This is a genomic window from Acetobacter tropicalis (assembly GCF_030644465.1).
Lineage (GTDB): Bacteria > Pseudomonadota > Alphaproteobacteria > Acetobacterales > Acetobacteraceae > Acetobacter > Acetobacter tropicalis.
Genome location: NZ_JAUYUW010000001.1, coordinates 580,090 through 604,425, shown reverse-complemented (window position 1 = coordinate 604,425; position 24,336 = coordinate 580,090). Strand labels below are relative to the sequence as shown.

Below are 24,336 nucleotides of genomic sequence, written 5' to 3'. Positions count from 1 at the left end.
TTCAACGGCCCATTGCCTGATCATGGCATGCGAGCCAGAGTGGCCAGATGGCATCCACTGCCTTTATGCGGTTGGCGATATGGACGGGTAGGGCGGTGTCCAGATCGCCGGGAGAGTATCGTTCATCTCCAACAGGAACAACGATCACCGGGGAAGCACCGAACTGGTCGGCTGTAATGTCAAGAATATAACCGCCTGCTTCCACCCAGGCGTGACCTTCCCAACGGTCCTTCCCATGGAATCCAAGGGGTCCCAGATCTGGCCCGTTTTCGGAATGGCGGGGCACTCCAGATCTCCATGTCCCCGCTATACCTTCATGGCGTAGTGCCCGAACAATAAAGAGGCTGCTCCGACCGCACGTGTATTGAGAATGAATGGGAGGAACGGGCCCTCCTCGTGCCTTGTGCCATTCTACCCAAACTGGCTCCAGGAACGAACGGGCAGCGGTGGCAATCTTGATCAGGTGCTGTTGCATATAAAACAGCTTACGCTCGATAGAGGGAGCACCAGAAGTAATTCCTGTCAGATTGCGAGCTAATGGAGTGCAAGACTGCTGCCGGTGGTCATGGGGGGGCAACGTGTTCTGAAAGAGCTTGGGAAAACACTTTTATCTGTGTTTTTCTCTTTTGTGCCAGATGCGCTTTGCTTCTGCCGGTTGTCGGGCAAAGTATGGCCCACGGGAGTTTGAGGCGGCCAGAGTGTTGAACCTCATTATTTCTGCTTAGCGGGGCTCGGCTTGAAAAGTGGTCTCTATCCGTATGGGAGCAGCCCTATAGAACGATAATGGGCAGCAAGAGTTGAAGTCGTGCAGACTAGAGTGTTCACAGAAAAGGATGAGACTGAATGCCTTACGGGAAGAACGTTTTTTCATTACTTCTCCGTTATTCCCTTGCGCATGAGATAGACGAATGGGGTTGGGAAATCGGAGAGCATAGTTACGGTGCAAATGGTTCCCCAGTGGTTATTGAAGCGCAGTATGCCAAGCTCAAGGTCGGGAATTATTGTTCCATTGCCCGAGAAGTGCTGATGATTCTGGGAAATCATCGCCCGGATACGGTTACAACTTACCCCTTCAAGGATTTAAGTCGCTTCTGGCCAGAAGCATCGGATGCAACAGATGATCATTCCACCAAGGGAGATATTGTTCTGGAGCACGACGTCTGGATTGGAGCGCGGGCCACCATTCTGTCTGGTGTCACCATAGGCTCGGGCGCAATTGTCGCGACAGGCGCTGTGGTGACGAAGGATGTGCCACCGTATGCCATTGTGGGCGGTAATCCGGCGCGGGTCATCAAATATCGGTTTCCGGAAAAAATTATCGAGCGTTTGCTGGCTGTGGCGTGGTGGAATTGGCCCGAAGCTTCAATACGGGCGCGCATGTCAAAATTGATGAGCGACGATATTGAGGGATTTCTGCGCGCTTTTGAGGCCGCCCCACACCAGCCCTAAACCAAGCGACAAGGGGGGCGTAGCACCTCTTTTTGTTTCCTGCCGTTTACTTTGCCCCTGTTCTGCACGGGGCATGCCGGGTGGGCTGACCCGTGCGGACAATGTTTTTACAGGGTTGTAAAAACGGACTGTTCCGGCAGGCGTGATTTAGGAAGTCTGGCGTTGAAATCCGCATCGGAGTGGTATCCAAGCGAGACAATCACCGTTGGCGTCAGATTTTTTTCTTTTAAACCCAGTTCTTTTTCAAGAATAGAGGCCTCAAAACCTTCCATCGGCGTGGCATCTACAGCAAGCAGGGCGGCAGAAAGCAGCAGAAAGCCTTGGGCAATATATGTCTGCTTTTGCGCCCAAGTTGGAACATCTCCAAGTTCTTCATGAATTTTTACAAATCCGGAACGGGATTTGTGGGCCAGCTCACGGGCTTCATCCGTGGCAAAACGTCCGTCAGCCTGTTCCTGCTTGGCCAAGGCTTCAAGGTAGTCTGGCGAAAGTGTGTTGCGGGCGCAGAGTACAATCACATGCGAAGCATCCAGAACACGGGGGGCGTTGAAAGAAAAGATGCCCGTCGTTGCTTTTGCAATGCGTGCCTTGCCTACGTCATTCTCCGCTACAAAAAAATGCCAGGGCTGGGAATTGACAGAAGAGGGGCTGTAGCGGAGGGCTTCCAATAACTGAGAAAGGATATCAGCAGGGATTTTCCGGCTTTTATCATACGCCTTGGTTGTGTGCCGGTGGGTCAGGGTTTCCAGAAGGGTCACACCATGTCTCCTCATTAAAACAGAATAGTCCGCAGAAGCAGAACGTTCAGCCAGCAGGATACACGGGAAGGGAGAGAGAAAGCAAAAATCAGGGATGGCTCCCACGCCATAGAAGCCTTTGGTCTCTCTTCTCCCCATATCACAACTTTATTTTTTCAATCGGAAATCCGTGTTGGATCTTTGCCGTTAAAGCCTGATGTCGGCCTTCTGATATCTCTTGTGCTGAAAGGATATTCCTGTCAGCAGCAGGACTGCGCGTTCGATAGAAAAGTTACAAAGAATAACAGGCGATTCCGCACAATAAAAAGACTGTGGACGTGTGAGTATTTTAAAATGGAAAATAGTGGGAAAGTGGTTAGTAACCGCCGGGAGGAGCTTGACGCCCTACGCGGTATTGCAGCTGTTGTTGTGCTGTTGCACCATGTACATTGGATGTGGCCACCACCATGGGTTTTGCCAGACAGTCTGCTTCTGCATACGCCTTTGCGCATGATTGCAACGGGGCGCGCTCCTGTTCTGTTCTTTTTTGTTCTGAGCGGTTATGTGCTGACACTTGCTGTGCAACGGCGCAAATCATTCAGAATGATGGACTGGTACTGGCGCAGAACTCTTAGGCTTTGTCTGCCTATTGCGGCAGGACTACTGCTTTCCCTGCTACTCTACCAGATATGCCGGCATCACCCCATTTCCCATCAGCTTAACCCCTTTTTCTGGCGTGCTCAGTGGGGGCAGGACCCCACATGGGAAGACTGGTTTGAGGAAACAACTCTTCTGGGCGATGTGACAGGTCAAGGCTACCCGCTGGATGCCGCCGTATGGTCTCTGACTCATGAGTGGCGGATCTCCCTTTTATTACCCCTGGCCGTGATATGGCGTCGGGTATGGATACCCACCATTCTGGTGTCAGCCATTGTGTCCATGGTGCTTATTTTTTCAGGTGAGGTCGCTCCAGATGTCACTCTGGGTAGAGGGGTGCTGAACGGTCTTGCCGCAACACTCTATTTTATTCTCTTTTTTGCGGCGGGTTATGCTCTGGCGGTGTCTGGAGCACGGTTACCGAAGGGGAGAGGTATCCGGATTGCGGCATGGCTTGCAGTGTTTGCCGGATGCTCCATAGGGCGGGACAGTGTGGTGCTGGTAGGGGCCTGCGCTCTTATCCTGCTGGTCAGTGATCCTGCTTCCCGGTCATCACGCCTGTTGCGGGGAGGCATTTGGCAGGAGTTGGGGAAAATTTCCTACAGTTTGTATATTACGCACCTGCCGGTTTTTCTGGCTGTTGTTGCATGGTTCGGGCTGTTTATGCCGCCGCTGGAAGTGGCCGGGCTTAGTGTTGTCAGTGCTATTCTGGTGGCTACGGTCTTTTTCTGGCTTGTTGAAATGCCGGCTCATCGGCTCAGTCAGTTTCACAGAAAGACAATACCCCGGCCAGCACTTGGCGGAGATATGTCGTCCTCTTAGAGCCCGTGTCCCGAGACCTGTTAAGACGGTTTGATGGGCGATGTCTTCTCTCATGGTCTGGCCGTCAGGGCAGGCCATTGTGGATAGGGCGTGTGGCAGCTTTTGGCGGGGTGGAGGCTACTCTGGACGGGTAGTTCTAGTTCTCTCTGGTGTGGTTATCTGCGCGACCCGCCTGTTTATCTTGTGCTGCACAGTGTTGCGATTGTCTTTTGCAATGGTAGACGCCTGTGGCGTAGCCACGGTGGGATGGTGTTATGAACTCGTCTGGATCATTCGTTATTTTAAAAGCGTGTGGAGATGGCAGGAGCTTGTTCTTAAGGGACTAAAGCCCCGCCAGACTTATTGTGGCAGGTTCTTCACACAGGCTCGGTATGAGAGTTTCAGTTACAGGTTTGGATGACAGATTTCACGCCATCTCGTGCCTCAGGGTTTTCGCCATAAAAGCCGGGGCAACTGCTGTGATAGAAGTTTTTACAGCCAGAGAGCGCAAGCGCGATCAGGGCCATCAAGACGGTTTTCTTTCCTGTGCGCATGATCTCGTTCCCTCTCTGAAGTGCCCCGGTTCCCGTTGGGGGAGGGGTAATTCCGCCACCATTGCGCCATGAGGCAGAGAAAGCAAGCAAAGAGCGGAAGGACTAACTCGCCGGAAGAGTGTTTTACAGCGGGCGTAACATCCCATGATTATGTTTCTTGAAGCATTGTTCAAGGATATGCCGTGTTGCCACACTTATCTCTATGGCGTGTTATGGCTGGCATGTCCGGTGGCTCTATCTCTCCAGGAGAGTGAACACTAAACAAAGGGCTGGTTTGCATAAAGTGGAGATGGGAGCGGTTCCGCATGGCCGTGACGTGGGGGGATTTTCAGGCTGTTGTTCAATTATCAGCCGGGTTGAACGTGGCCATTCTGAGCTTTGTGGATATCAGCCTGCCTGCTATCAAGGAGCGGAGGCGTGTATTTGCCAAGGCAAGGCAGGAGTTGGATATCTACCGTAAAAATCCACACAAGCGCACGGTTGAAGATAAGGCTACCCATGCAGAAGCTGTGGGGGAGGTGGACCGCCAGCTTTTTGATTTGTGGAAAGAGACATCCGCATTTGAAAGCATTGAAGACTCCCTCATGAAATCGACGGGTGTATTTGGTTTCTTTGGCGCAGTGCTGAGCATCAGTCTGTTATGGTATTCTGCGCTGCATTATGAAGAGGTTATTTCCGCTACTGGGGAAATTCTAACGGTTGTTTCCTTTTTTTCTCTGGCGGGTGCTTTTTTGATCAATTTTTTCACGGCATCCAAGGCGTCTCAGTATGCCAAACGGTGTAATGACCTTAGAACCCATATGCGTAAAAAGCTTTAAAATCGTGAGTTTTTTAAAAAGATCATATCAGTTTTGTATCTGCCTGCGTAAGGGTGAAGGCATGCACACTCATCCTGCCATGGTGTCCAGATTTTTTTATCCCTCAGAATGATTTTTTACGTGTACTCTTTTTCCGCTTCTGCGTTGCCGTTGTTGCGTGTTGAAAGGTTTTTCAGAGTAGCAAGATCCTAACATCATTTTTCTGACTGAGGAGAAAGAGGGATGCGGTCTGTCTGGCTAGGCTTGGTGTGCGGTGCAATGGGACTTATGCCATTGGCCACGGCACATGCGGCTCCCCCTGTAGAGCGGTTGGAAGTGCCGTCCGGTTTTCACATCTCCGTCTATGCGGCTCCTGTGCCAAGTGCGCGTGAAATGGCTTTAGGCGCACATGGAACGGTTTTTGTCGGGTCCATGACAGCAGGGAAAGTTTACGCGCTTTCCGGTTTTAAGGATGGAAAAGCAACCCAGATACGGACCATTGCGTCCGGCCTGAGTATGCCTGCGGGCGTCGCGTTTCATGATGGAGACCTGTATGTGTCTGACATCACTCATATTCTGGTGCTGCATGATATAGAGAACCATCTGGATAGTCCGCCAGAGCCACAGGTGGCGGTGGATAATCTTCCGTATGAGGAAGGGGATCATTCCTGGAAATTCATAGCCTTTGGGCCGGATAACCGGCTGTATGTGCCAATCGGGGCACCATGCAATATCTGTAATGTGGGGCGTCAGTTTGGCCGGCTCATGAGCATGAAGCCCGATGGAACGGACCAGAAGGATGTGGCTTACGGCATCCGCAACACAGTCGGTTTCACCTGGCGGCCAGAAACACAGGCGTTATGGTTTACAGATAACGGGCGCGACATGATGGGGGATGACACGCCGTCCGATGAACTGAACACGGTAACAACCCCGGATCAGTCTTTTGGGTACCCTTTCTGCCATCAGGGGGAGGTGCCTGATCCTGAGTTTGGCGGAAAGCATGCCTGCTCAGAATTTACGCCGCCCGCTGTTAATCTGGGGGCTCATGTGGCTGCACTGGGGCTGCGGTTTTATGAAGGAACGCAGTTTCCCTCTGTTTACAAAGGGGTGCTTTTTATAGCGGAGCACGGATCTTGGAACAGAAGCAAACTTGCCGGGTATCAGGTTGTTGCCGTTCCATTCGGGAAAGATGGTAATCCACTGGCTCCGCAAACTATTGTCAGCGGTTTTCAGAAGAATGAACGGTCATGGGGGCGGCCAGCCGATGTTCAGCCATTGCCTGATGGCAGTCTGCTGATCAGTGATGATAAGGCAGGGGCAGTGTATCGGCTGACATATGGGCCACACTAGTAGGCGGCCACCCTTTCGGATACCCCGCCTTGGCCCCATTGCAGATCGAAAGGCGGAGAAACCGTTACGTCTTATTTGGTGCCGAACAGGCGGTCTCCGGCATCCCCCAGACCGGGGCGGATATAACCGTGTTCGTCCAGCCCGCGGTCTATGGCGCAGGTAATAACCGGCACATCCGGGTGGTGCTCCTTCAGGCAGGCTATGCCTTCAGGGGTGGAAAGCAAGCAGACAAACAGCAGCCGTTTTGCCCCTTTTTCTTTCAGGCGGGTGAGGGCTGCTGCCGCACTATGACCAGTGGCCAGCATAGGGTCCACCACCACGCACCGGCGGGAGGAAATCTGGCTGGGCAGTTTGAGGTAGTATTCCACCGCTTCCAGTGATTCAGGGTCACGGTACAGGCCGATATGACCAACCGGGGCAAACGGCACCAGATCAAGCATGCCATCCAGCAGCCCATTGCCAGCCCGCAGAATAGAAATGAAGCACACATCCGGGCCTGCAAGCTGTTCTGCCTGCATGGTTTCCAGCGGGGTGGTGATTTCCACCGGCTCCATGGGCAGGTCCCGCGTGGCTTCATAGCACATCAGCAGGCTGAGTTCCCGCACCAGACGACGGAATCCTGCTGTTGAGGTTTCCACCTTCCGGAGGCGGGTGAGTTTATGCCGGATGAGGGGATGGTCCAACACAATAGGGGAGGACGCAAAGGGAGAAGGCTGTGTTGTCATGCCCGCTCTTTTACCCGCAGATGCGGGTGGAAGCTATGGCAGAAAAGCCGCGTACAGGGGCAAAACTTCCCCATGTACCCGTTTCGATAAAGAAAAGACTGTATGGGTGGTTCTTTTTGTCCTGCCCATACAGCCTCACGTTTTCCTTTGTCAGACGATCAAAAGCTGACGAATCGTCCCTTAGCGATGGCGGTGCGAGGGCCTCTGAGGCGTGGTGGCTGCCCCCACAGCAGCGCCAGTAGCACCGCCTGCCAATGCGCCAACTGCGGCCCCACCGCCGCCGCCAGCAATGGCCCCAATAGCGGCGCCACCCCCTGCGCCAATCAGCGCGCCAGAGCCTGCGCGTGCGCCGGTATTATAACGGTCTCCACACCCAGCAAGGGCTATCAGTGCTGTCAGAATGGCAGCGGTTGCGACATTTTTTGAGATCGCTCTCATGGTTTTTTCCTTGTTCCGCCAGTACAGGTGGCTCTTCCGGCCACTCTGCTTCTCATCAGTCAAGTCTCACCGTCTATAACGGGCATTTGTTGAAAGACGTTTCATGACAAAGCAGAAAGCCATTGTTTTTTCAGTGTTTGACTAGCGTCCAGCAGTTCTTTTTTCAGCGTCTCTGCTAGCGCGGCCAGACTTATGTCTCGGCCCAGATGCACGGCTTGCCCAGCCCAGAGGGAAAGGTGCTCACCATCCGTTTGAGCAGACACCTTGCGCAGTGGTTGGGTAAGCGCATTCTGTATGGGATAGGGCAGGGTTGCCTTGCCTCTGCTGGTTCTCAGAAACTCATTTTGCAAACCACGGGCATACCGGCCTGAAAAAGCATTTGTCAGTTCCGTATCGGTGCCAAAGGGCTTGTTGAGCAAGGCCTTGCGGTAGGGAGAAGGTAGGGAGAGGTCGGTGCTGGGCAGCAAGGCTGTTCCCATCTGGGCGGCACATGCGCCAAGAGCCAGCACGGCCAGTATGGCGCTCCCTGTGGCAATGCCGCCTGCCGCAATAAGGGGTAGCGAGACAGCAGACCGGATTTCCTGAAGGAGGGGCAGAAGCCCCATGCCCTGATCTTGCGCGGTCAGAAAACTGCCTCTGTGGCCTCCGGCCTCAATACCCTGCGCGCAAATGGCATCTGCCCCGGCATCCGCCCATGCCAGTGCTTCTGGCGTGCTGGTGGCTGTGCCCACAACGGCAATATTGCGGGCATGGCAGGCTGCTATCTGATCTTTGGAAAGCTGGCCAAATGTGCAGCTTAGCACCGCAGGGGCTTCGGCCAGAACGGCTTCAAACTGGGCCGGAAAGGACGGCGCGCATTTTTCGGGAACGGAAAAAGGGATGTTGTGCCACGCGTAAAGATCGGTCAGCCATGTCAGCGGAGCCAGATCTGGCGCGTTGGAGGAAGGCTCTTCCAGCACAAACAGGTTAATGCAGAAAGGGGCGGAAGTGGCGGCCCGGATGTTGCGGCTCTCCTTTTGTATGGTTTCAGGCTCCATCATGCCTGCCCCCAACGCCCCCAGAAAACCGGCCTGCGTTGCCTTGATGACCACGGAACTGTCTGAAACCCCTGCCATAGGGGCCTGAATGACGGGAAAACCCGGCGTAAGAAGGGCGGAAATCTCAGGGATCATGTGGGGCTCATAAGATGTGTAATAGATACATCTATTACAACGCCATGATGTTGCCAAATGTTCCCGGTGTTTTCAGGGCCCGGTCTTCCTTGGAACGTGCCGCTTTTATTCCTGCCATCCGGACGGTATGGCTTGAGGCCGGGCATATCGTCAGAATAACCGAACTGGCGCACGGGCAGAATGACCCTGGCGCACTAAAGTATAAGGAGCGCGTTTCATGCAGCAGGAGCCGGTGCGCATCTGGATAGATGTGGAAGACCTGTTTGTGTATGCCCGCACCGCCACGCGCCCTAGCGGCATTCAGCGCGTGGTTCTGGAAATCTGCCACGCCCTGCGGAATGACGCCCAGATATGGCCTGCCATTCGGTTCGTGCGGCACACGCCTACAGGCACGGATTTTGTGCCCGTAGCGTGGGAGCAGGTAGAAGCGCTCAACGCCCATCTGGCGGGCGGCGCGGCAGCGCAGCAGACGGGACAGGTGAGAACCGCGAGTGCGGAACCGGGTGGGGGGCAGGCTTCCCGCGTGCGGCGTCTGGCTCAAAGTGTGCCGACTTCGCTGCGCGTTCCTGCCGGGCAGGTTGTGCGCAGCCTGTTGGCGGCGGGGCTGAGCTTGGGTGCGCTAGGGCAGGCCTCTGGCGCGTTTGTGAAGGATGTGGCGCAGGCTGAATGGCGCAACCGGCGGCGCGGTGCGGCGGAAGCAGGCTCTGCATTTGCCCCTCAGGCGGGCGATGTTGTGCTGACACTTGGCGCTTCCTGGACACATGCAAGCTATGGTGCCCTCCTGCACAGCATCAAACAGCGTTATGGGGTAAGAGCCGCGGTTTTGGTGCATGATCTGGTACCCTTGTTGTGGCCGGAGTGGTGTCGCCCTGGTCTACCTGCTGTTTTTCGCCGCTGGTACGGGGCTGTTCTGCCGGAATGTGATGTGATTTTTGCGAACTCCGAGGCCACGCGGCAGGATGTTCTCGCCTATGCGGCCCAGCACAGCCAACCCCTGAGCGCGCCTGTTGTCACATTGCCCATGGGCAGCGGCTTTGTGGCGGATGCCGCGCCGCGTGCGGTGGAAGAGGCCCGTCTTGTCTCCGCGTTGGGGAACTATGTGCTGTGTGTAGGCACGCTGGAAGCACGGAAAAATCATGCGGTTCTGTTTCGGACATGGCGGAGGCTGTTGCAGGCACGCCCGGCTGGAGCAGTGCCCAAACTGGTGCTGGCGGGCTGCCAAGGCTGGCTGGTGGATGATCTCATGCAGCAAATCCGTAATAGCGCCTGGCTGAATGGACATGTTGTGTGGATAGATGCACCCTCGGATACCCTGATGGCCCATCTCTATCAGAACTGCCTGTTTACGGTTTTCCCCTCTTTTTATGAGGGATGGGGGCTACCTGTGACAGAAAGTCTGGCGTGCGGCAAAGCCTGCCTTATCTCTGACCGTTCCTCCCTGCCGGAAGCCGGAGGGGGCCTGGCGGAGGCGTTTGACCCGGATAACGGCACGGATCTTCTGGCCCGCATCACCTGCTGGCTGGATGATCCGCAGGCGCTGAAGGAGCAGGAAGACGCCATTCGGGCCAGCTTCCGTCCGGTGCCGTGGAGCAAAGCCGTTGGTGTGTTGAAACAGGCATTGCTGGCATAAAAAACGCGCAACATCCCGGAAACGGGTTTGCAGCAAAGCCGCCAGTAGTGGCAGAAGGACCGCGGACGGACCGGGATCATCTTGGTCATGATTGATATTGAGTAGGGAAGAAGCGCCAGATGGCCGTAAATTACGCGACTGTCACGTGGGATCAATTGCATCGGGATGCCCGCCTGCTGGCTGAAGAGCTTGTGGCGAACATGCCGATCAAAGGCATTGTGGCCGTAACGCGTGGTGGGCTGATTCCGGCTGCCATTATCGCGCGTGAACTGAACTGCCGCCTTGTGGAAACCATTTCCGTGGTGACGTATGATGAGGAAGAGCGTGGTGAGCCGCGTATCATCAAATCACCGGAAGCCGCCGGGGATGGTGAAGGCTTTCTGGTAATTGATGATCTGGTAGATTCTGGTGTTACGGCGCGTGTTGTGCGTGAACGCCTGCCCAAGGCCTATTTTGCCTGCCTGTATGCCAAACCTGCCGGTAAAGCGCTGACTGACCGGTTTGTGGTGGAAGTGCCGCAGGAAACCTGGGTTTTGTTCCCGTGGGATACCGCGCCGCTGTTCGTGCCGCCGCTGGCCAGCAAGCCGATTGAAAGCGATAGCTGATTTTTTACCGTTATGGGCTTGCCAGCCGGAAGAATGCCGCTTAGGTTCCGCTGCATTCGGGGCGTGGCGCAGCCTGGTAGCGCGCTTGTTTTGGGTACAAGAGGCCCCCGGTTCGAGTCCGGGCGCCCCGACCATATAACATCTGGAGGCATTGTGATGCCGGCACGGATTTACAGGCAGCCTAAGCCAGCGGGTCAGTCAGGACTGGCAGGCACGCAGGATTGGGTGTTTGAATATGGGCAGAGCGCCCCACGGCATCAGGACAGCCTGATGGGGTGGACAGGCAGCAGTGACACGCGCGCCCAACTGCGGTTGTATTTTTCCAGTTGTGAAGAAGCTGTGGCGTACGCACAGCGCGAACATATTGCCTTTGAGGTTGAAAAACCTGCTGAGCGCATCCGTGTTCCCAAAGTCTATGCAGATAATTTTGCATCCAATCGGATTCAGAACTGGACCCATTGATTTTCTGGGTATTCCTCGGTATCCGGAACGAACATCACGCGCCCTTAGCTCAGTTGGATAGAGCAACAGCCTTCTAAGCTGTGGGTCGCTGGTTCGAATCCAGCAGGGCGCGCCATTCTTTTCAATGGCTTAGATGGGATTTAGGGAAGAAAAAATCCTCTCTGACCATGTGGTGCAACAATGGTGCAACATTAAGCAGTTGGTGTGATCTCCGGCTCGTGGCTAAGAGGTTCATGCCCTGACATGTCCACGGGTAGGCGGGGCAGGGTAACCCATTATTCACCCTCTTTCTTGGCAGGCTCTTCTGAGCCATTCGCTTTCCAATTTTTCTCTCTCTTTCTGTTCTTCCGCTTCAGCGATTGCTTCTTCAATGCTGCTTTGATTTCTGGCGAAGCTTAGGCTGAGTAATGTGTAAATGCATTGTGTTGTTGTCCGTAAGCCTCGGTCATGCGCGGGTTTCGCGCGAGCGCAAATGCTATCCATTCCGAGTGCATTCACTGTGGGGAGATAAGCCTCAGATTTCAACAGCTTTACGAGCGGTAGCGCGCAATCCAAAACGGCCTGTCCGAATTGAACTGTTTTGTCTCTACTAGGGAAGGTGCCCTTATGTATAATTGAATTGCGGAAATTCGTATTTTTATGGGAAAGTAACTTTGGAGGTTGTCCAGTCTCCAGAAGGTGGAGCGCAATAAATGCGCCAAGCTGACGTTCTGATTGATTAGACATTTCCTTCCAAGATGTTGCGAAATGAGAATCGTAAATGCGATGCTTACGACATATTGTTCTGACAAAAAATTCATATAGCCTTTCTAAAGAACCGGAGAAGGATGCTATAGCATCTCGATAGTAACCATCCACAATTGCTCTTATTGCCATTTGAGATAGTATTTCAAATTTTTCTTGCTGAATAATAATTACCGTATGATGACCGTATTCGCATTTTATTTCTATTACACCGTCATCAGGTATTCTAACTGATTTATCGGAAGAAAAATTATGAATATTGCGATCTAAGGAGCATTGAAGGCAGGCTCTAATAGCTTTCATTTTGTGTTCTTCTCCTAATTTACGTGTTTCGACGGTTGCTTTTTTGAAGAGCAGAAATAACAGAGTTTCCACTTTGTTCTTCTTGGGCATGGGAGTTGCGTAATAAGGCCTTTCAGTCGTTCCGTCTCTCTCCTTCGAATTGGGGCGAGGGCTATATCTAGCTACAAAATAGCTTTCATGGCATAATCATAAACGGCGTGTCGCAGCGCCTTTCTACATGAGGTGGCCCCTATGTTGGGCGGCCTGCTGAATACAACACCCGGACCTATGTCCAGCGGTGAATGGTGAGAGCCGTTCATTGTCTGTGGAAATAGGCAGGGCGTGCATATGCCTCATGTAGACACGCTGCGAACCGCCCGACGCCCGGAGGGCGTTGCCTTTGGTTGCGTGTCCGTCGCAGGACAAAAATGAGGCGTTAGAGAATGAAATTTTTTTTGGCAGTCGCCCTGCTTATAGCTTTGCCTGTAATAGCCCACGCTCAGGGATATACTTACGGCGCACCGTATGGAAGTTATGCCGCCCGGCAGAACGAACTGCTTGAACAGCAGCAACGCATGATACAGCAGCAACAGCAAATGCAGCGACAAATGCAACAGCAGCAGGACATGCAGCGTGGGTATCAAGATGGCGGTGCTGGTCAGTTTGCGACATGCAGCATGGGCGGTTCGATTGATTATCAGCAGGCATGCCAGAAAGCACGGTCCAACTATATGATGAACCGCACACAACAAAGCGGTGGCGGCTTGGGTATGCCCGGAATGGGTGGATAATTCTCACTTTCCTTTATTTAGGAAAAGCAAGATCAGATTCTAGTTTTTTGTGAAAAGAAAATTGGAGACAAATGAAAATGAATGAAAATCGAGAGAATAGTCCAGCCAAAACGGCTCTAATCCTGACAGCAGGCATGATGGCGTTTACGATATTCGGAATTGGTATTTTCGTAATGTCGGGAGGCTCCACCGAACACATGGCCGGATGGGGTGGTTTTATCGTCATTGCAGTTTTGTATTACGTCGTTTTCTACCTAATTGCGCGTTACAAATAGAGACTATCTCTTGCCGTCCCCCCTAATGGGACAATCGTTTGGGCGGGGCGGCTCGCTATAGAGGGGGTGTCAGACACAGTATCCCCCCCTCATGGACAAGCATCTAAGGAGAGAGAGGGCTTTGCTTTTTCAGATATTCTTAGGTGCTTTCCATACATTGCCTGCATGGCAGTGGACGCATTGCCAGCCCATTAGTCGGAGGTGCCGGGCGAGCGTCTGACGGTTTACACCGAAAATTGGTACTAATTCGGCAAGCGTCCATGCACGATGACGGTCAGCTTCAGGCAGTGAGCAGAACCACGGCCAATAGGCATCCCGACATTTCTTTTCAGCAGCCTGTGTGGCTTTCTTTGCTTCTGCCTGTCTTTTCTGGTTCCAACGGCGGAGGGCCTCTATACGGGCCTGTGAGGGCGGCTTCTGCTGGAATGCTGCTTGCATAGAGGCGGCGGTAACGGCCTCTCGTTCTGCCTGCCTATGCGCTAATAGATTGCGTAAATAAAGCGACATGATGCTCTCCTGCGCGTGCTTGGTTCGCTTCTTCACATGGTTATTAAATACATTCCTGCAACTAGTATGTCCGACATAATGGGACACGACCTTTTTTATAGTTATTTGGTCTGGGTAACATGCAGACAGTCGGAAGACCGTGACAGATGTGACAGTAAGTGAAAGAACGGCTGTCATTGCTATAGCCCGCAGAAAACAGCCATTTACATTTAATAAATGACAGTATGACAGAGGTGACAGATAGTTATTATTTATACAAGAAGAAGCATATTGCACCTAGACCATGCAGTGTCTCATTCCTGCATGTGTGTATGTAATACACAGCGTATAGGAGATATGGTCCGTCATCTGTCGCCCTTTTCACTGACTTCTAAAAAATGGCAGAAAACCACTATTTTCCGGGTGACAGCTTCAGTGCGACACTGCTGTCACCGATATGGAAAAGGAGAGGCATAGCCCCTCCCTTTTTTGCATTTTCGTTATGTGGTAGCGTTGTTTTTAACGTAGTAACGTGCGCCCTTAGTGCGCTTTTGTATCCAGCCCAGTCGCTGCAAAATGGCGACTATGCGCCTGTTCTCGCGTGTAGTGGTGCGTGATACTTCCAGATTTATCCCTCTGCATGTGGCAACATTTGCCACTGTCACCCGGCACTCCTTACCCTCTGCTGCTGCTGTCTTGCTTTCTTCTTGCAAGTATTGTTCCACGTAGCTTTCCCACGGGTCGGCCTCAAATCGGGCGTCCTGTTCCAGCATAAACAGCGCCTGCTGCTGTGCTGTTGTGGGCCACCAGATCGCGCCAGACTGGTAGAGGTGCAGGGCTTCTGCAAATAGCTGGTTGCGGTCGCGTTCCAGTCCTTCCAGATCAATATGCCCTACCATGACAGGCCAGAAGCGCCGTGCACCTGAAGCATCCTTCAGATACGTGCCCACGTTGGTTGTGCCTGCTAATACGCATTGGCGGGGTTCTGAAACTTCCAGCCGTCCGAATGGTGGCCGATAGCGTTCAGTGTTACGGGATACAAAGGCTTTAAGGTGTTCGGCTTCGGCTTTGCTGGAAGCGGCCAGTTCTGCAATTTCGATCAGCCAGCGGCCACGCATGGCAAGACTTGCATCCTTGCTGCTAATGTCCGCCAGTCCATCAGAAAAGTAATCTTTGCCCGCTAAGATAGCCAGCGCGGATGATTTGCCTGCACCTTGTGGCCCTTCAAGGATAAGCATGTTGTCCATCTTGCAGCCGGGTTGCTGGATACGGGCAATCATACCAATCAGGAACAGCCTACCGACTAGGCGCGTATATTCATTATCAGCCGCGCCCAGATACGTGTGCAGCCATGTATTAACACGTGGCACCCCATCCCATTGCAGCCCGTCCATCCATTCTCGGATGGGGTGGTATTTGTGGGCGTAGCCTCTAACCAGAATGGCTTGTTCCACGTCAGCGCGGGCAATGCGTGGCATTGCAGAACGCTGTATCCAAAGCTGTAAAACAGGAATGTCAGCATCAGCCAAAGGACGCCAAGTATTGTAGGGGCGATACTCAATATTGCCCGTCAGTTCATTATAGCGAAAAGCGTTTTTCGTTTTCTCTGCACGGCCTAGAACAAAAACGGCGTTCGCCAAGCAGGTCACAGGGTGGCCTTTACCGTTGGTAATGAGGTCATCATCAGAAACCTTATGGGCCTCGGCTTCTACTGTGTTGGAGGTGTCAGCCAATGCTCTGGTCAGCTTTGCCCGCTGGCTCTTGGGGTGTGGTGGCGGCTCCCATCCTGCTTGCTTTGCTCTGTTCAGTAGGGCACCGCACCCAAAAATATCTGTGCCAATATTTTCCCATCTGTATTCAAGGTCGCCCGCTGCCCCATTTGGCGCTGCTCCTGAAAATTGCACAAACAGGTCGAAGGCTTCTTTATCAGTTAGCGCTGGCTCGGCACCTTCAACGCCACGGGTGCAGCCCTTGAGGTCGGCCCCCACTGTCTGCCAATCATCATGATTTTCTGCATGTCCTGCTTCAGCCAGAAACGCCACGGCTGACGTGATACATTTTCGATCATAAGCCTGCTGTTCGGCTTCTATTTCTGGCCACGGGGGCAGGTTCAGGGCTGCGTTGTTGAAATAGGCCAATACGTCTGCGTTACGGCCAGCCGGAGCGGTGGCTTGTGCAGTCAGCTTTGGCTGGCGTAGTGTGCGTCTCCCCTTTTCTGCTAGCAGAGGTTTTGCAAAGGCTCTGCATTGTTCCAGTGTATAGGCTGGCAGGTTTTCATTTAGGTGTAGAAGCCGGACAAGCTGGGCTTTATCTTTCTGGTGCAGAAAGCCCGGAACACGCATTACCCTTGGCAGATCATGTATGCTTTTATCCGTGCCAAGCTGGGCAATTAGCCCTTGCTGGAGTGCCTCAAACTCGGCCACCGGCACCCCGTGACATTTCCAATAAACGTGACGCTTGCCGTGACTGCTTTCCACAACTGCATGGGGCGGCGGCATGGTATCCAGCCGCTTTAGGAACCCGGCCAGATCATCGCCGTCATAGTCCACATATAAGGCGCGTGGTGCTGATATATCTGCTGCCTTTTGTCCGCCTTCATTCACTACCCAGAAAATGCCTCTCCCCTGCTTGTTCTGGGCTTCCAGTTGCAGCAGGTCTTGGGGTAATATTGGCAGTTGCAGGCTGCTATTCCTGCCCGTCGGATTGGCCTTTTTGGATGGGCAATCAGTGAGGGTGCGTAAATTGCAGATTCCTGCTCCGCCACTCATGAAGTTAAGAAACTTGGCAGCTGTTTCAGGATCAAGCATGGGCTTGGAATCGCTGACGACATGAGGGACGAAGATATTCGGGCGGTTTTCATTGAGCGCTTTTGGTGCTCTTGGTGTTCTGGGCAAACGGGTAATGTTCGAACTGTGCGTGTGTGGTGCCTCTGACATTGAAGTGGTAAGTTGAGGGATTGCAGAAAGATTGGGCAAAGTACTCATGACATGGCTCCTGAGAGAGTGGCGAGGAGGGCAGAAACCTGCTCTTCGATAGGGTCGTTTGCCCATTCGCCGTACACGCTCTGCCGCTTATGGATGGCTAGAAGTTTTTTAATTTGAGCAGCGCTTATATTTGATGACCAGCCAAGGCGGGACAAGAAACGGCAGATGAAAGTCTTGCAGTCTCTTGCTGTTAATGCCCAGCCCTCTCGCCATTTGAGCGCGTAGATGGCGACTGCACGACAGGCCAGATCAGCAGGGAGTCTGGCCCCAACAGCTTCCCGTCCACAATCAGCACGGGATACGCGCAGTCCTTTCGCTTCACACGCATCTAACAGTTCGCGAATTGTGATGCTTGTTGGCCACAATCCCCCATCATACCTGCCTAGTATTTCACATGCACGGCGTATGGCGCGAAGATCGTGCGGCTTATTGCAAGGGATTAAGCGACTGGCAACAAAAGCCGCATGACTCTGCCTCATTGGGAAAGTTATGACATTCATGCTGCCACCTCATTTTGCGAGGTAAGCATTTGTTCACGCTGCCATTGCTGGATAGTGCTGCTCCACCAGCCAGAGGTATTTTGTCCAACATGAACAGGCGGTGGGAAGTCCCCGCGCTTAACCCACCGATAAAGAGTGCTTCGGTTGACGCTTAGTATCTGTGCCATCATTGATGGGCGGATAAGGGTATCGAGTAGGGTAGTGTGCATATACTGCTTCCTTTCTCATAGTATTGCAAAAGGAAGCAGACCATCATGAGGCCACGATTAATCCGGACAAATATAAAAAAGTTTGTCCTTAGTGGTTTTCACCTTATTTTTTTCGACTTCTCTTCCACCTTTGAACCAGTGTTTCCACGGAAGGGCACTTCTCATCATCTTCCGGTCTTTCCGGATTATAGGCTAGCAAACGATATGCAAGGTCTATCCCTTTACCTGTCGGATGCTGCATCCCTGACGGCATCCCAAAGAGCGTGAGTAACCGATCCAGGGCTTCAAGCATATTAACTTCAAACCAGTGCCCACCTGAGCGACTGTCTAAACTGTTGCCTCGGTAAGGTAAGAAATTGGGGGAGTTGATTAGCCATCTAGCTGCCTTGCGTAATCCCTCCAATGCTAGTTCATCTTCTTCTTTGTCTTTATACGAGAGTTCTTTGTTTCCTAGCGATGCAGCTAGTAGTGGCCCCATCTGTTCAATCGTATTTAATGCAGTGGCAAAAACTTCACAGTTCTGCCGCATTTTTCTGACTTTTTCAGAGTTGGCTCGTTCATTAAGAGCTGAAGCCCTGCTAGTCGTAATCTTGTAGATTTCGAGACGGATTTCCAGTGATAGTGGTCTATCACCTTTTTGTCCTTGCTGTTCCAGCCAGACCCGAATGTATTCCTCGACATCGGAAGGCGACATTGAAACGGCTCCCGGTATCCTAGGGACTTGTATTTCTGGATAAAATTGCTGGTGAGGAGCAGACATCAGGCAGCCGCCGTAAGCATGTAATCGACATGGATTGTATCGTAGGGAAAATGCACATGACCGCCCTCCGTTCGCTCTATTATGCCAGCAGTCACAAGTGCGGTTAGATCATTATGGACGGCTTTTACATCGCGGCCTACACGACGGGCTACTTCCCTTATGGCTAGTTCCCCTGCGCCTGCCAGTGTGCGCAGAACTTCCCATCGTTTGGGCGTGAGCACCTGCCATAGCAATTCTGGCGTGGCAAAACTGATAAAAGCTCCCACAGTTTCTCCGCGTAAGGCTGCTGCTGTGCGTCGTTGAGTTTCCTCAATAGAGGAGACGCCAAGAGTCACTGTAGTCATTGTTGTTTCCTCCATAGTTCTACATCTTGCCAGAAATCATCAACAAGCTGTTCGATTGTGGTAAAAGGAAAAGAAACTTCCTCTCCATCAATATGTTTGTGGTCTCCTTTTCCTGCCTCATTGTCATACCGAAGGACACAGATTTCGTTGGTTACAAGAGCCAGCCTATATTTGAAAGTATGGCTACTCCCCCGGAGGGGAGACGGAACCCGCCATATGACAATTTCAACAAATACCGAAGGCGAAATAACCGATCTTTCCCGCAAAAGAAGCAGTGCCTTGGTGTTGTCTTTTTTACCAACGCTCATCGGCGTTGTCCATTAAAACAACACCTCATGCCCGTTGCCCTCTCAACGTCACCACATTGCCGTATGCAATTGCGTCTAGCCGGTCAGCAAGCGCTTGCAAGGCTGCACCATGCTCTGCCTGATAGCTTGAGTGATTGTATGTGGCCGCCACAGGGCTAAGGCGGCTGCCATCTCCACCGATAGATAAGGTATGTGCCAGTACCCGCTCAATTATATGAGGCATGATCCCCAGATCACCCAGCATCGTGGCGCATGTTCGCCTCAGATCGTGTCGGTGCCAGCCTGTTGTTTCGCTTACTGTCATGAGATGCTTAGTCGCGCGGTCCCAGTTGTCCAGCGGTTTGCCTGCCTTATTCGGAAAAATTAGATCAGTTGGCTGGCAGTTTGTCTGCATCTTGGCCAGCATCTTGATTGCCTGTCGGGGTAGCGGCACTATATGCGCTTTGCCGTTCTTGGCGTTGGCTGCTGGTATGCTCCACGTGCCTGTTTCCAAGTCTATATCTTGCCATTGAGCACGCGTCATTTCTGACCTTCGGCAAGCTGTCCAGAGTAGCCAGCGGAAAGCCGGTCCATATGCTCCCATAATGTCCAATTGCTTCCAGATTGCGGCAAGTTCAGAGTCGGACAAGACACGTTGACGGCGCAGGTTGGCTCCTTCTGGTTGTTGCAGCATTTCAGCAATCCCATGAGCCATTAGCCCTCGTCGTGATGCCCATTTCAGAACAGGTCGAACGAAGCGTACTGTTGCTCCAGCCCGTGCCCGTGAAGGCCAGTTGTCTATAGTCCGTTGCAATGCGGGGCCGGAGAGGTCGGGCAAGGGAGTGTGTAGATGCTTCGACAGCACGCTGTTAATCGCCCGTTTGGCCTCTGGCCATGACCGTGCTCCTCCGGTCTCCTGTCGGGCACTCACAACATGCTGCTCGTATAAAGGGAGAAGAGTCGCCAGCGTGCCAGCCTTAGCCTTGGCGCGGTGTTCCTCTCTTGCCGCTTTACGTTCGGCTATGGGGTCTTTCCCGTCTTTCAGTTTCTGGCGTTCACGTCTAGCTCGCTCTCTAGCTTCTGCCAGCCCGATACACCCCGCCCCGTTGAAATCGCCTAGAGCGACGGAGCGTGATTTTCCTTCTTGATCGCGGCAATTCAGCACCCATGCCATTCGGCCATTGGAACTTATGCGGAGTCGTAGACCGGGGCAGCCACCATCAGGCAGATACACTGAGCCGGTTTCTGGCACCTTAATATTACGGAGTGCTGCGGCTGTTAGCGAAGGGTGTTTCATATTGCACCAAGAGGCTGTAGATCGTTCTGTGCAACATCGGTGCAACATTTTTCGCGCGACAGCAAGAGATGTCATGCAACTAGCTGAGAATATAAAAAATCATAACAGATTGAATTAAATATACTTTTTAATTGAATCTTCTATGCAGAACGATTGAATCAACCGGACGAAAGTCATGGGAGTGAGTATTGCTCACTTCCTTCTAAGCTGTGGGTCGCTGGTTCGAATCCAGCAGGGCGCGCCAGTTCTCTCTTTCCTCTTTCTCAAAATCTTGGCTGTGTGCTTTTTCAAGCAGGGTCTCAGGCTGTGTGGTAAACACGGGCCTGTTTCTGTGCGTCGGCAGGCGTTCTGATTGAGGGGATTGGCGTTTTTATGCTCACTGTTCTGCATAGTCTTATTCGTCCTGAAGCAGAGATTGAGCATTGCGCGGAGATGTATTTTCGCGGTGGAATGCCAGAACCCGATCTCGCTGGGGCTGGTTTTGTACTGCCGGATGATCTGCCGCTTTCCGCCGATACGTTTTATAATGGCTTTTCTGTCGGGAAGTGGAAAAGTCTTGGCAGCATCAGCAGCCTTTTTCTAAAGGTGCGGGGTAGAGGGCAGTTTACGCTGGAACTCTGGCACCATGCGGCAGAGGGCGCTTCCTCCTGCCTGCAAACCCACACTTTTGATGAGACACAAACCCGCACCCATGAGTTTGCCATTACAGCATGGCCGCGTGTGGCGGAGGGGATGCTGTTTCTGCGCCTGAAAGGGAAAAGGCAGGCTGTTGTGGAGCAACTGTGCTTTGCCACGGATGCTTCCCCCTTGATGCAGCCCAAACTGGGCGTGGTGATTACGCATTTCAATCGGGTTGCTTATGTTACCCGCTCCATTGCACGCGTGCGGAAAGCCTTGCTGTCTGCCCACCAGGATCAGCAGCATATTGATTTTATTGTTGTTGATAATTCGAACACGCTGGACCCAGCGACAGTGGAAGGTGCGCAGCTCATCCCTAACCAGAATTACGGGGGGAGTGGCGGCTTTGCACGTGGGCTTCTGTATTTGAAAGATCAGAAACACTACACGCACTGCCTGTTCATGGACGATGATATCTCGTGCGAGGTGGAATCCATCAAGCGTGCGTATGCCGTGCTCTCATACAGTCCTGATCCCAAGATCGGCCTGGCGGGGGTTCTGCTGGACGCCCAAAAACCATGGCTGGTGCAGGAAAAAGGCGCTGAGTTCCATCAGGGGCTGTTTCGTCCCCTGCACCAGAATGAAGAGATCCGTTCGGCTGCGTCTTTGCTTGCGCTGGAAACGGAGAAGGGAAGCCCGGTTTATGGAGGATGGTGGTTTTTCGCTTTCCGGCTGGACGCGATAGACTATTACCCATTTCCATTTTTTGTACGCGGGGATGATGCTCTGTTCGGGCTTATCAACCGCTTCAACGTGTTTACGCTGAATGGCATTGCCTGTTTTTCAGAACATTTCCTTTCAAAGGAAACGGCCCACACGCGGTATCTTGGGTTTCGGGCCTCTTTGGCGGTGTTTCTTATGGAAGGCGGCGGCACTTGGACGGCAGCGCTTAAACTGCTTTCCGCCAGTTTTTTGTGGTGCGCGCTTTCTTACCGGTATCAGAGCGCACATGCCATTACACTGGCGTTGCGGGATGTCAGCAAAGGGGTTTCGTTCTGGCGGCAGACGCTGACATATCCGCCCAGCCTGAAAGAGATTGAGCGCGAACAAAGCCACGGAGAAGATGCCGCTTATTTCAAGGACCATCCTTTTCTTGAAAAAGCGTCACCTGAGATGAAGTTTCGGAAACTGCTCAGAGCAGTAACGTTGAATGGTCACCTGTTGCCAGATGTTCTGATGCGCAAGATACCAGCGTACGTGGGAGAATATACGCCGGGGCTGTTGTCGTCCGTTTTTTTGCGCAGGCAGGTTGTGTACCGAAAATACGAGACCCAGAACGTGTTCGAGGCGCGACTGGACAGAAAAACTTTTCTGGAAAAACTCTGTGCTTTTGCGTGGCAAGCGCTGTGGTTTACAGTGCGGTATGGGGTGCTCTCCAAGGATTATGGAAAAAACGCCAGAGCCTTGTGCTCGGAGGAATTCTGGCGGAGTGTTTACATGCAGAAGAAAGCGTAGGTGGCCCGTATCCTGCTGGGGCATGCTACGGTTCATTTTATCTGAGGCATTATTTCATCTGAAAAAGAACTGAGGGTCGGCATGATGAGAAGCGCGGCTGGAATAGAGTGCACTGTGGACGGTCAAACAGCCCGCCGGCAAAAAGTCCATCATCGGAAACGGCGTGGTGGTGCAGGCGTGTATCTGGCCGCTGGCCTTGCCGTGTGGGCCAGTAGTGTTGTCCCGCAGGGGCTGGCTGCCCCCGTGCAGGATGTTTCATCCTCTGTCTATGCGCCAATTGATCCTCAGAGGATGTCTGATGTCATGCGCGTTCTGGCGTCTGATGCCTTTGAAGGGCGTGCGCCCGGCACGCAGGGAGAGGAACGGACTGTTGCATGGCTGATTGAGCAGTATCAGAAAATAGGGTTGGAACCTGCGGGAGAAAATGGTGGCTGGATACAAACCGTACCGTTGCTGCGCACACGGGTTGGAAAACCCTCTGTTGCAAAGGTGAGTTTCCCTAATCAGGCACTTACTCTTCAGCAGAATAAGGATCTCTATTTTTCCACTGTTCGCCCGGTCAAACAGATTGAGATTGCCAATGTGCCCATGGTGTTTGTGGGCTATGGCGTGCATGCGCCGGAACGGGGATGGGATGATTTCAAAGGCGTTGATCTGAAAGGCAAGATTGCCGTTTTTCTGATCAATGATCCTGATTTTGAAGCGACTCAGCAAGATGCCGCCTATGGTCGTTTTGCCGGGCGGGCCATGACCTATTATGGCCGCTGGACCTACAAATATGAGGAAGCAGCGCGCAGAGGTGCCATAGGGGCGCTGATTGTGCATGACACGCCCGGTGCCTCCTACGGTTGGCAGACGGTTATTGCAGCCGGAGGGGAATCCTTTGACATTGTGCGCAATGGCAAGGATCAGACCGTGTTGATGCAGGGTTGGATTTCAGGCGATGCCGCAACACGGCTTTTTTCGGCAGCGGGGCTTGATCTGGCGGAAGAACGGGTCAAGGCACGTCAAACCAGTTTTGCGCCTGTTACGTTAAAAGATGCCGCATTTTCTCTCAAAGCGCCGGTGCAGACGGCAAACCTGAAAAGCCAGAATGTGCTGGCGAAAATAACCGGCACGAAAAAGCCCGATCAAAGCGTGATGTTTGGGGCACATTGGGATGCCTTCGGCACAAGCACCAACGCGCAGGGGCAGATGGTAATGCGGCGTGGCGCGATTGATGATGGTTCCGGCATTGCGGGCGTTCTGGAAATAGCACGCGCGTTTAAAGCTGGCCCTGCACCCGGGCGTACGGTGGTGTTTGCCGCATGGACTGCCGAGGAACGCGGGCTACTGGGTTCAGTCTGGTATGCTGCACATCCCTTGGTGTCTCTTGAGAAAACGGCAGCCAATTTCACAATGGATGTGTTGCAGATGGCCGGACCATCCCGCACTGCGTTCATGGTGGGTGCTGGGCAGAATACGGTTCAGGAGGATGTGGCTGCGGCAGCGCGGCGGCAGGGGCGTACCATGAAACCGGAAGCCATGCCGGAACGTGGCGCGTTCTATCGGGCGGACCATCTGCCATTTGCGCGGGCCGGGGTGCCTGTGGTGGCCATGATGGATATGGCTGGCTACCCTGATCTGCTCAAAGGGGGCGTTCCTGCCGGTAAGGCGTGGCTGGAGGGGTATATGGCCTGCTACCATCAGGCCTGTGATGCGTGGAGCCCCACATGGGATGTGCGCGGTGCAGCGGAGGATGTGGCGCTGCTGTATCGCGTAGGCCATGATCTGGCCTTTTCACAAAAATGGCCGCACTGGAAAGACACTTCCGAATTTGCGGGTATTCGTGATGCCAGCCGGGCCATGCGTAGGGACTAACGGC

The 24,336-nt window shown here is 53.1% G+C and carries 25 protein-coding genes and 2 tRNA genes; 13 read left to right on the top strand and 14 right to left on the bottom strand.

Annotation, left to right across the window (positions count from 1 at the left end):
* Position 1 precedes the first annotated feature (1 nt).
* Entirely contained in the window at positions 2–286 is a 285-nt protein-coding gene (locus QWU00_RS16830; RefSeq protein WP_035379446.1) for a hypothetical protein, read from the bottom strand.
* Positions 287–843: 557 nt separating this feature from the next.
* Here QWU00_RS16830 and QWU00_RS02695 point away from each other — a divergent pair.
* On the top strand, positions 844–1,449 hold the full coding sequence (locus QWU00_RS02695; RefSeq protein WP_035379444.1) for a CatB-related O-acetyltransferase: 606 nt from the start codon (positions 844–846) through the stop codon (positions 1,447–1,449).
* Positions 1,450–1,556: 107 nt separating this feature from the next.
* Here QWU00_RS02695 and QWU00_RS02690 read toward each other — a convergent pair whose 3' ends face one another.
* Positions 1,557–2,207 carry an oxygen-insensitive NAD(P)H-dependent nitroreductase NfsB gene (locus tag QWU00_RS02690; protein WP_035379442.1) on the bottom strand — a complete coding sequence of 217 codons (651 nt, stop codon included), beginning with the start codon at positions 2,205–2,207 and terminating at the stop codon, positions 1,557–1,559.
* Positions 2,208–2,558: 351 nt separating this feature from the next.
* Between QWU00_RS02690 and QWU00_RS02685 the strand changes: the two genes are divergently transcribed.
* On the top strand, positions 2,559–3,665 hold the full coding sequence (locus tag QWU00_RS02685; protein WP_166443752.1) for an acyltransferase family protein: 1,107 nt from the start codon (positions 2,559–2,561) through the stop codon (positions 3,663–3,665).
* A gap of 380 nt (positions 3,666–4,045) precedes the next feature.
* Here QWU00_RS02685 and QWU00_RS02680 read toward each other — a convergent pair whose 3' ends face one another.
* Positions 4,046–4,198: a hypothetical protein gene (locus QWU00_RS02680; RefSeq protein ID WP_156105408.1), complete on the bottom strand. Its 153-nt coding sequence runs from the start codon at positions 4,196–4,198 to the stop codon at positions 4,046–4,048.
* Between the two features lie 305 nt (positions 4,199–4,503).
* Here QWU00_RS02680 and QWU00_RS02675 point away from each other — a divergent pair, with 305 nt between their 5' ends.
* Together QWU00_RS02675 and QWU00_RS02670 are read left to right on the top strand one after the other, a co-directional pair.
* A complete protein-coding gene (locus QWU00_RS02675) occupies positions 4,504–5,016 on the top strand; it encodes a hypothetical protein (RefSeq protein WP_035379438.1) in 513 nt (170 codons plus the stop codon).
* A 222-nt stretch (positions 5,017–5,238) separates the two neighbouring features.
* Positions 5,239–6,348 carry a PQQ-dependent sugar dehydrogenase gene (locus QWU00_RS02670; protein WP_035379436.1) on the top strand — a complete coding sequence of 370 codons (1,110 nt, stop codon included), beginning with the start codon at positions 5,239–5,241 and terminating at the stop codon, positions 6,346–6,348.
* 71 nt (positions 6,349–6,419) lie between these two features.
* Here the strand turns inward: QWU00_RS02670 and upp are convergent, their stop codons facing one another.
* The 3 genes from upp to QWU00_RS02655 form a co-directional block, all read right to left on the bottom strand.
* Positions 6,420–7,073: a uracil phosphoribosyltransferase gene (upp, locus tag QWU00_RS02665; RefSeq protein ID WP_035379434.1), complete on the bottom strand. Its 654-nt coding sequence runs from the start codon at positions 7,071–7,073 to the stop codon at positions 6,420–6,422.
* A gap of 180 nt (positions 7,074–7,253) precedes the next feature.
* A complete protein-coding gene (locus tag QWU00_RS02660) occupies positions 7,254–7,511 on the bottom strand; it encodes a hypothetical protein (RefSeq protein ID WP_035379510.1) in 258 nt (85 codons plus the stop codon).
* 101 nt (positions 7,512–7,612) lie between these two features.
* A complete protein-coding gene (locus QWU00_RS02655; RefSeq protein ID WP_052051286.1) occupies positions 7,613–8,683 on the bottom strand; it encodes an NAD(P)H-dependent flavin oxidoreductase in 1,071 nt (356 codons plus the stop codon).
* A gap of 217 nt (positions 8,684–8,900) precedes the next feature.
* Here QWU00_RS02655 and QWU00_RS02650 point away from each other — a divergent pair, with 217 nt between their 5' ends.
* From QWU00_RS02650 to QWU00_RS02630, 5 genes are all read left to right on the top strand, one after another.
* Positions 8,901–10,313 (top strand): glycosyltransferase family 4 protein, encoded by a 1,413-nt coding sequence (locus tag QWU00_RS02650; protein WP_035379432.1) that lies wholly within the window; start codon positions 8,901–8,903, stop codon positions 10,311–10,313.
* A gap of 119 nt (positions 10,314–10,432) precedes the next feature.
* Positions 10,433–10,918 carry a xanthine phosphoribosyltransferase gene (gene gpt / locus QWU00_RS02645; RefSeq protein ID WP_035379430.1) on the top strand — a complete coding sequence of 162 codons (486 nt, stop codon included), beginning with the start codon at positions 10,433–10,435 and terminating at the stop codon, positions 10,916–10,918.
* A 57-nt stretch (positions 10,919–10,975) separates the two neighbouring features.
* A tRNA-Pro gene (locus tag QWU00_RS02640) sits at positions 10,976–11,052 on the top strand.
* A gap of 22 nt (positions 11,053–11,074) precedes the next feature.
* Entirely contained in the window at positions 11,075–11,380 is a 306-nt protein-coding gene (locus QWU00_RS02635; RefSeq protein ID WP_035379506.1) for an ETC complex I subunit, read from the top strand.
* Positions 11,381–11,418: 38 nt separating this feature from the next.
* Positions 11,419–11,495: transfer RNA gene (locus QWU00_RS02630), tRNA-Arg, on the top strand.
* Between the two features lie 164 nt (positions 11,496–11,659).
* On the opposite strand, the gene QWU00_RS02625 is transcribed toward QWU00_RS02630, so the two are convergent.
* Positions 11,660–12,517: a hypothetical protein gene (locus QWU00_RS02625; RefSeq protein ID WP_096884294.1), complete on the bottom strand. Its 858-nt coding sequence runs from the start codon at positions 12,515–12,517 to the stop codon at positions 11,660–11,662.
* 332 nt (positions 12,518–12,849) lie between these two features.
* Here QWU00_RS02625 and QWU00_RS02620 point away from each other — a divergent pair, with 332 nt between their 5' ends.
* Together QWU00_RS02620 and QWU00_RS02615 are read left to right on the top strand one after the other, a co-directional pair.
* The gene (locus QWU00_RS02620; protein ID WP_035379428.1) at positions 12,850–13,197 is read left to right on the top strand and encodes a hypothetical protein; all 348 of its coding nucleotides are present in this window, start codon (positions 12,850–12,852) and stop codon (positions 13,195–13,197) included.
* Positions 13,198–13,268: 71 nt separating this feature from the next.
* On the top strand, positions 13,269–13,472 hold the full coding sequence (locus QWU00_RS02615) for a hypothetical protein (protein ID WP_035379426.1): 204 nt from the start codon (positions 13,269–13,271) through the stop codon (positions 13,470–13,472).
* Between the two features lie 129 nt (positions 13,473–13,601).
* Here the strand turns inward: QWU00_RS02615 and QWU00_RS02610 are convergent, their stop codons facing one another.
* From QWU00_RS02610 to QWU00_RS02580, 7 genes are all read right to left on the bottom strand, one after another.
* Complete coding sequence (locus tag QWU00_RS02610) at positions 13,602–13,979, bottom strand: hypothetical protein (protein ID WP_150395526.1); 378 nt, start codon at positions 13,977–13,979, stop codon at positions 13,602–13,604.
* Positions 13,980–14,458: 479 nt separating this feature from the next.
* Positions 14,459–16,942, bottom strand: a complete 2,484-nt coding sequence (locus QWU00_RS02605; RefSeq protein WP_166443751.1) for a VapE domain-containing protein — start codon at positions 16,940–16,942, stop codon at positions 14,459–14,461.
* A 496-nt stretch (positions 16,943–17,438) separates the two neighbouring features.
* Entirely contained in the window at positions 17,439–17,651 is a 213-nt protein-coding gene (locus QWU00_RS02600) for a helix-turn-helix transcriptional regulator (protein ID WP_081939016.1), read from the bottom strand.
* Positions 17,652–17,754: 103 nt separating this feature from the next.
* The gene (locus tag QWU00_RS02595; RefSeq protein ID WP_096884295.1) at positions 17,755–18,345 is read right to left on the bottom strand and encodes a hypothetical protein; all 591 of its coding nucleotides are present in this window, start codon (positions 18,343–18,345) and stop codon (positions 17,755–17,757) included.
* Between the two features lie 65 nt (positions 18,346–18,410).
* Positions 18,411–18,755 carry an HVO_A0114 family putative DNA-binding protein gene (locus QWU00_RS02590; protein WP_035379416.1) on the bottom strand — a complete coding sequence of 115 codons (345 nt, stop codon included), beginning with the start codon at positions 18,753–18,755 and terminating at the stop codon, positions 18,411–18,413.
* On the bottom strand, positions 18,752–19,063 hold the full coding sequence (locus QWU00_RS02585) for a toxin-antitoxin system TumE family protein (protein WP_035379414.1): 312 nt from the start codon (positions 19,061–19,063) through the stop codon (positions 18,752–18,754). Before QWU00_RS02585 ends, QWU00_RS02590 begins: the two co-directional genes overlap by 4 nt.
* Positions 19,064–19,088: 25 nt before the next feature.
* Positions 19,089–20,339 carry a tyrosine-type recombinase/integrase gene (locus QWU00_RS02580; RefSeq protein ID WP_166443750.1) on the bottom strand — a complete coding sequence of 417 codons (1,251 nt, stop codon included), beginning with the start codon at positions 20,337–20,339 and terminating at the stop codon, positions 19,089–19,091.
* Positions 20,340–20,711: 372 nt separating this feature from the next.
* Here QWU00_RS02580 and QWU00_RS02575 point away from each other — a divergent pair, with 372 nt between their 5' ends.
* Complete coding sequence (locus QWU00_RS02575) at positions 20,712–22,472, top strand: glycosyltransferase family 2 protein (RefSeq protein WP_035379412.1); 1,761 nt, start codon at positions 20,712–20,714, stop codon at positions 22,470–22,472.
* A gap of 81 nt (positions 22,473–22,553) precedes the next feature.
* On the top strand, positions 22,554–24,332 hold the full coding sequence (locus QWU00_RS02570) for a M28 family metallopeptidase (RefSeq protein ID WP_081939014.1): 1,779 nt from the start codon (positions 22,554–22,556) through the stop codon (positions 24,330–24,332).
* The last annotated feature ends 4 nt before the right edge of the window (positions 24,333–24,336 follow it).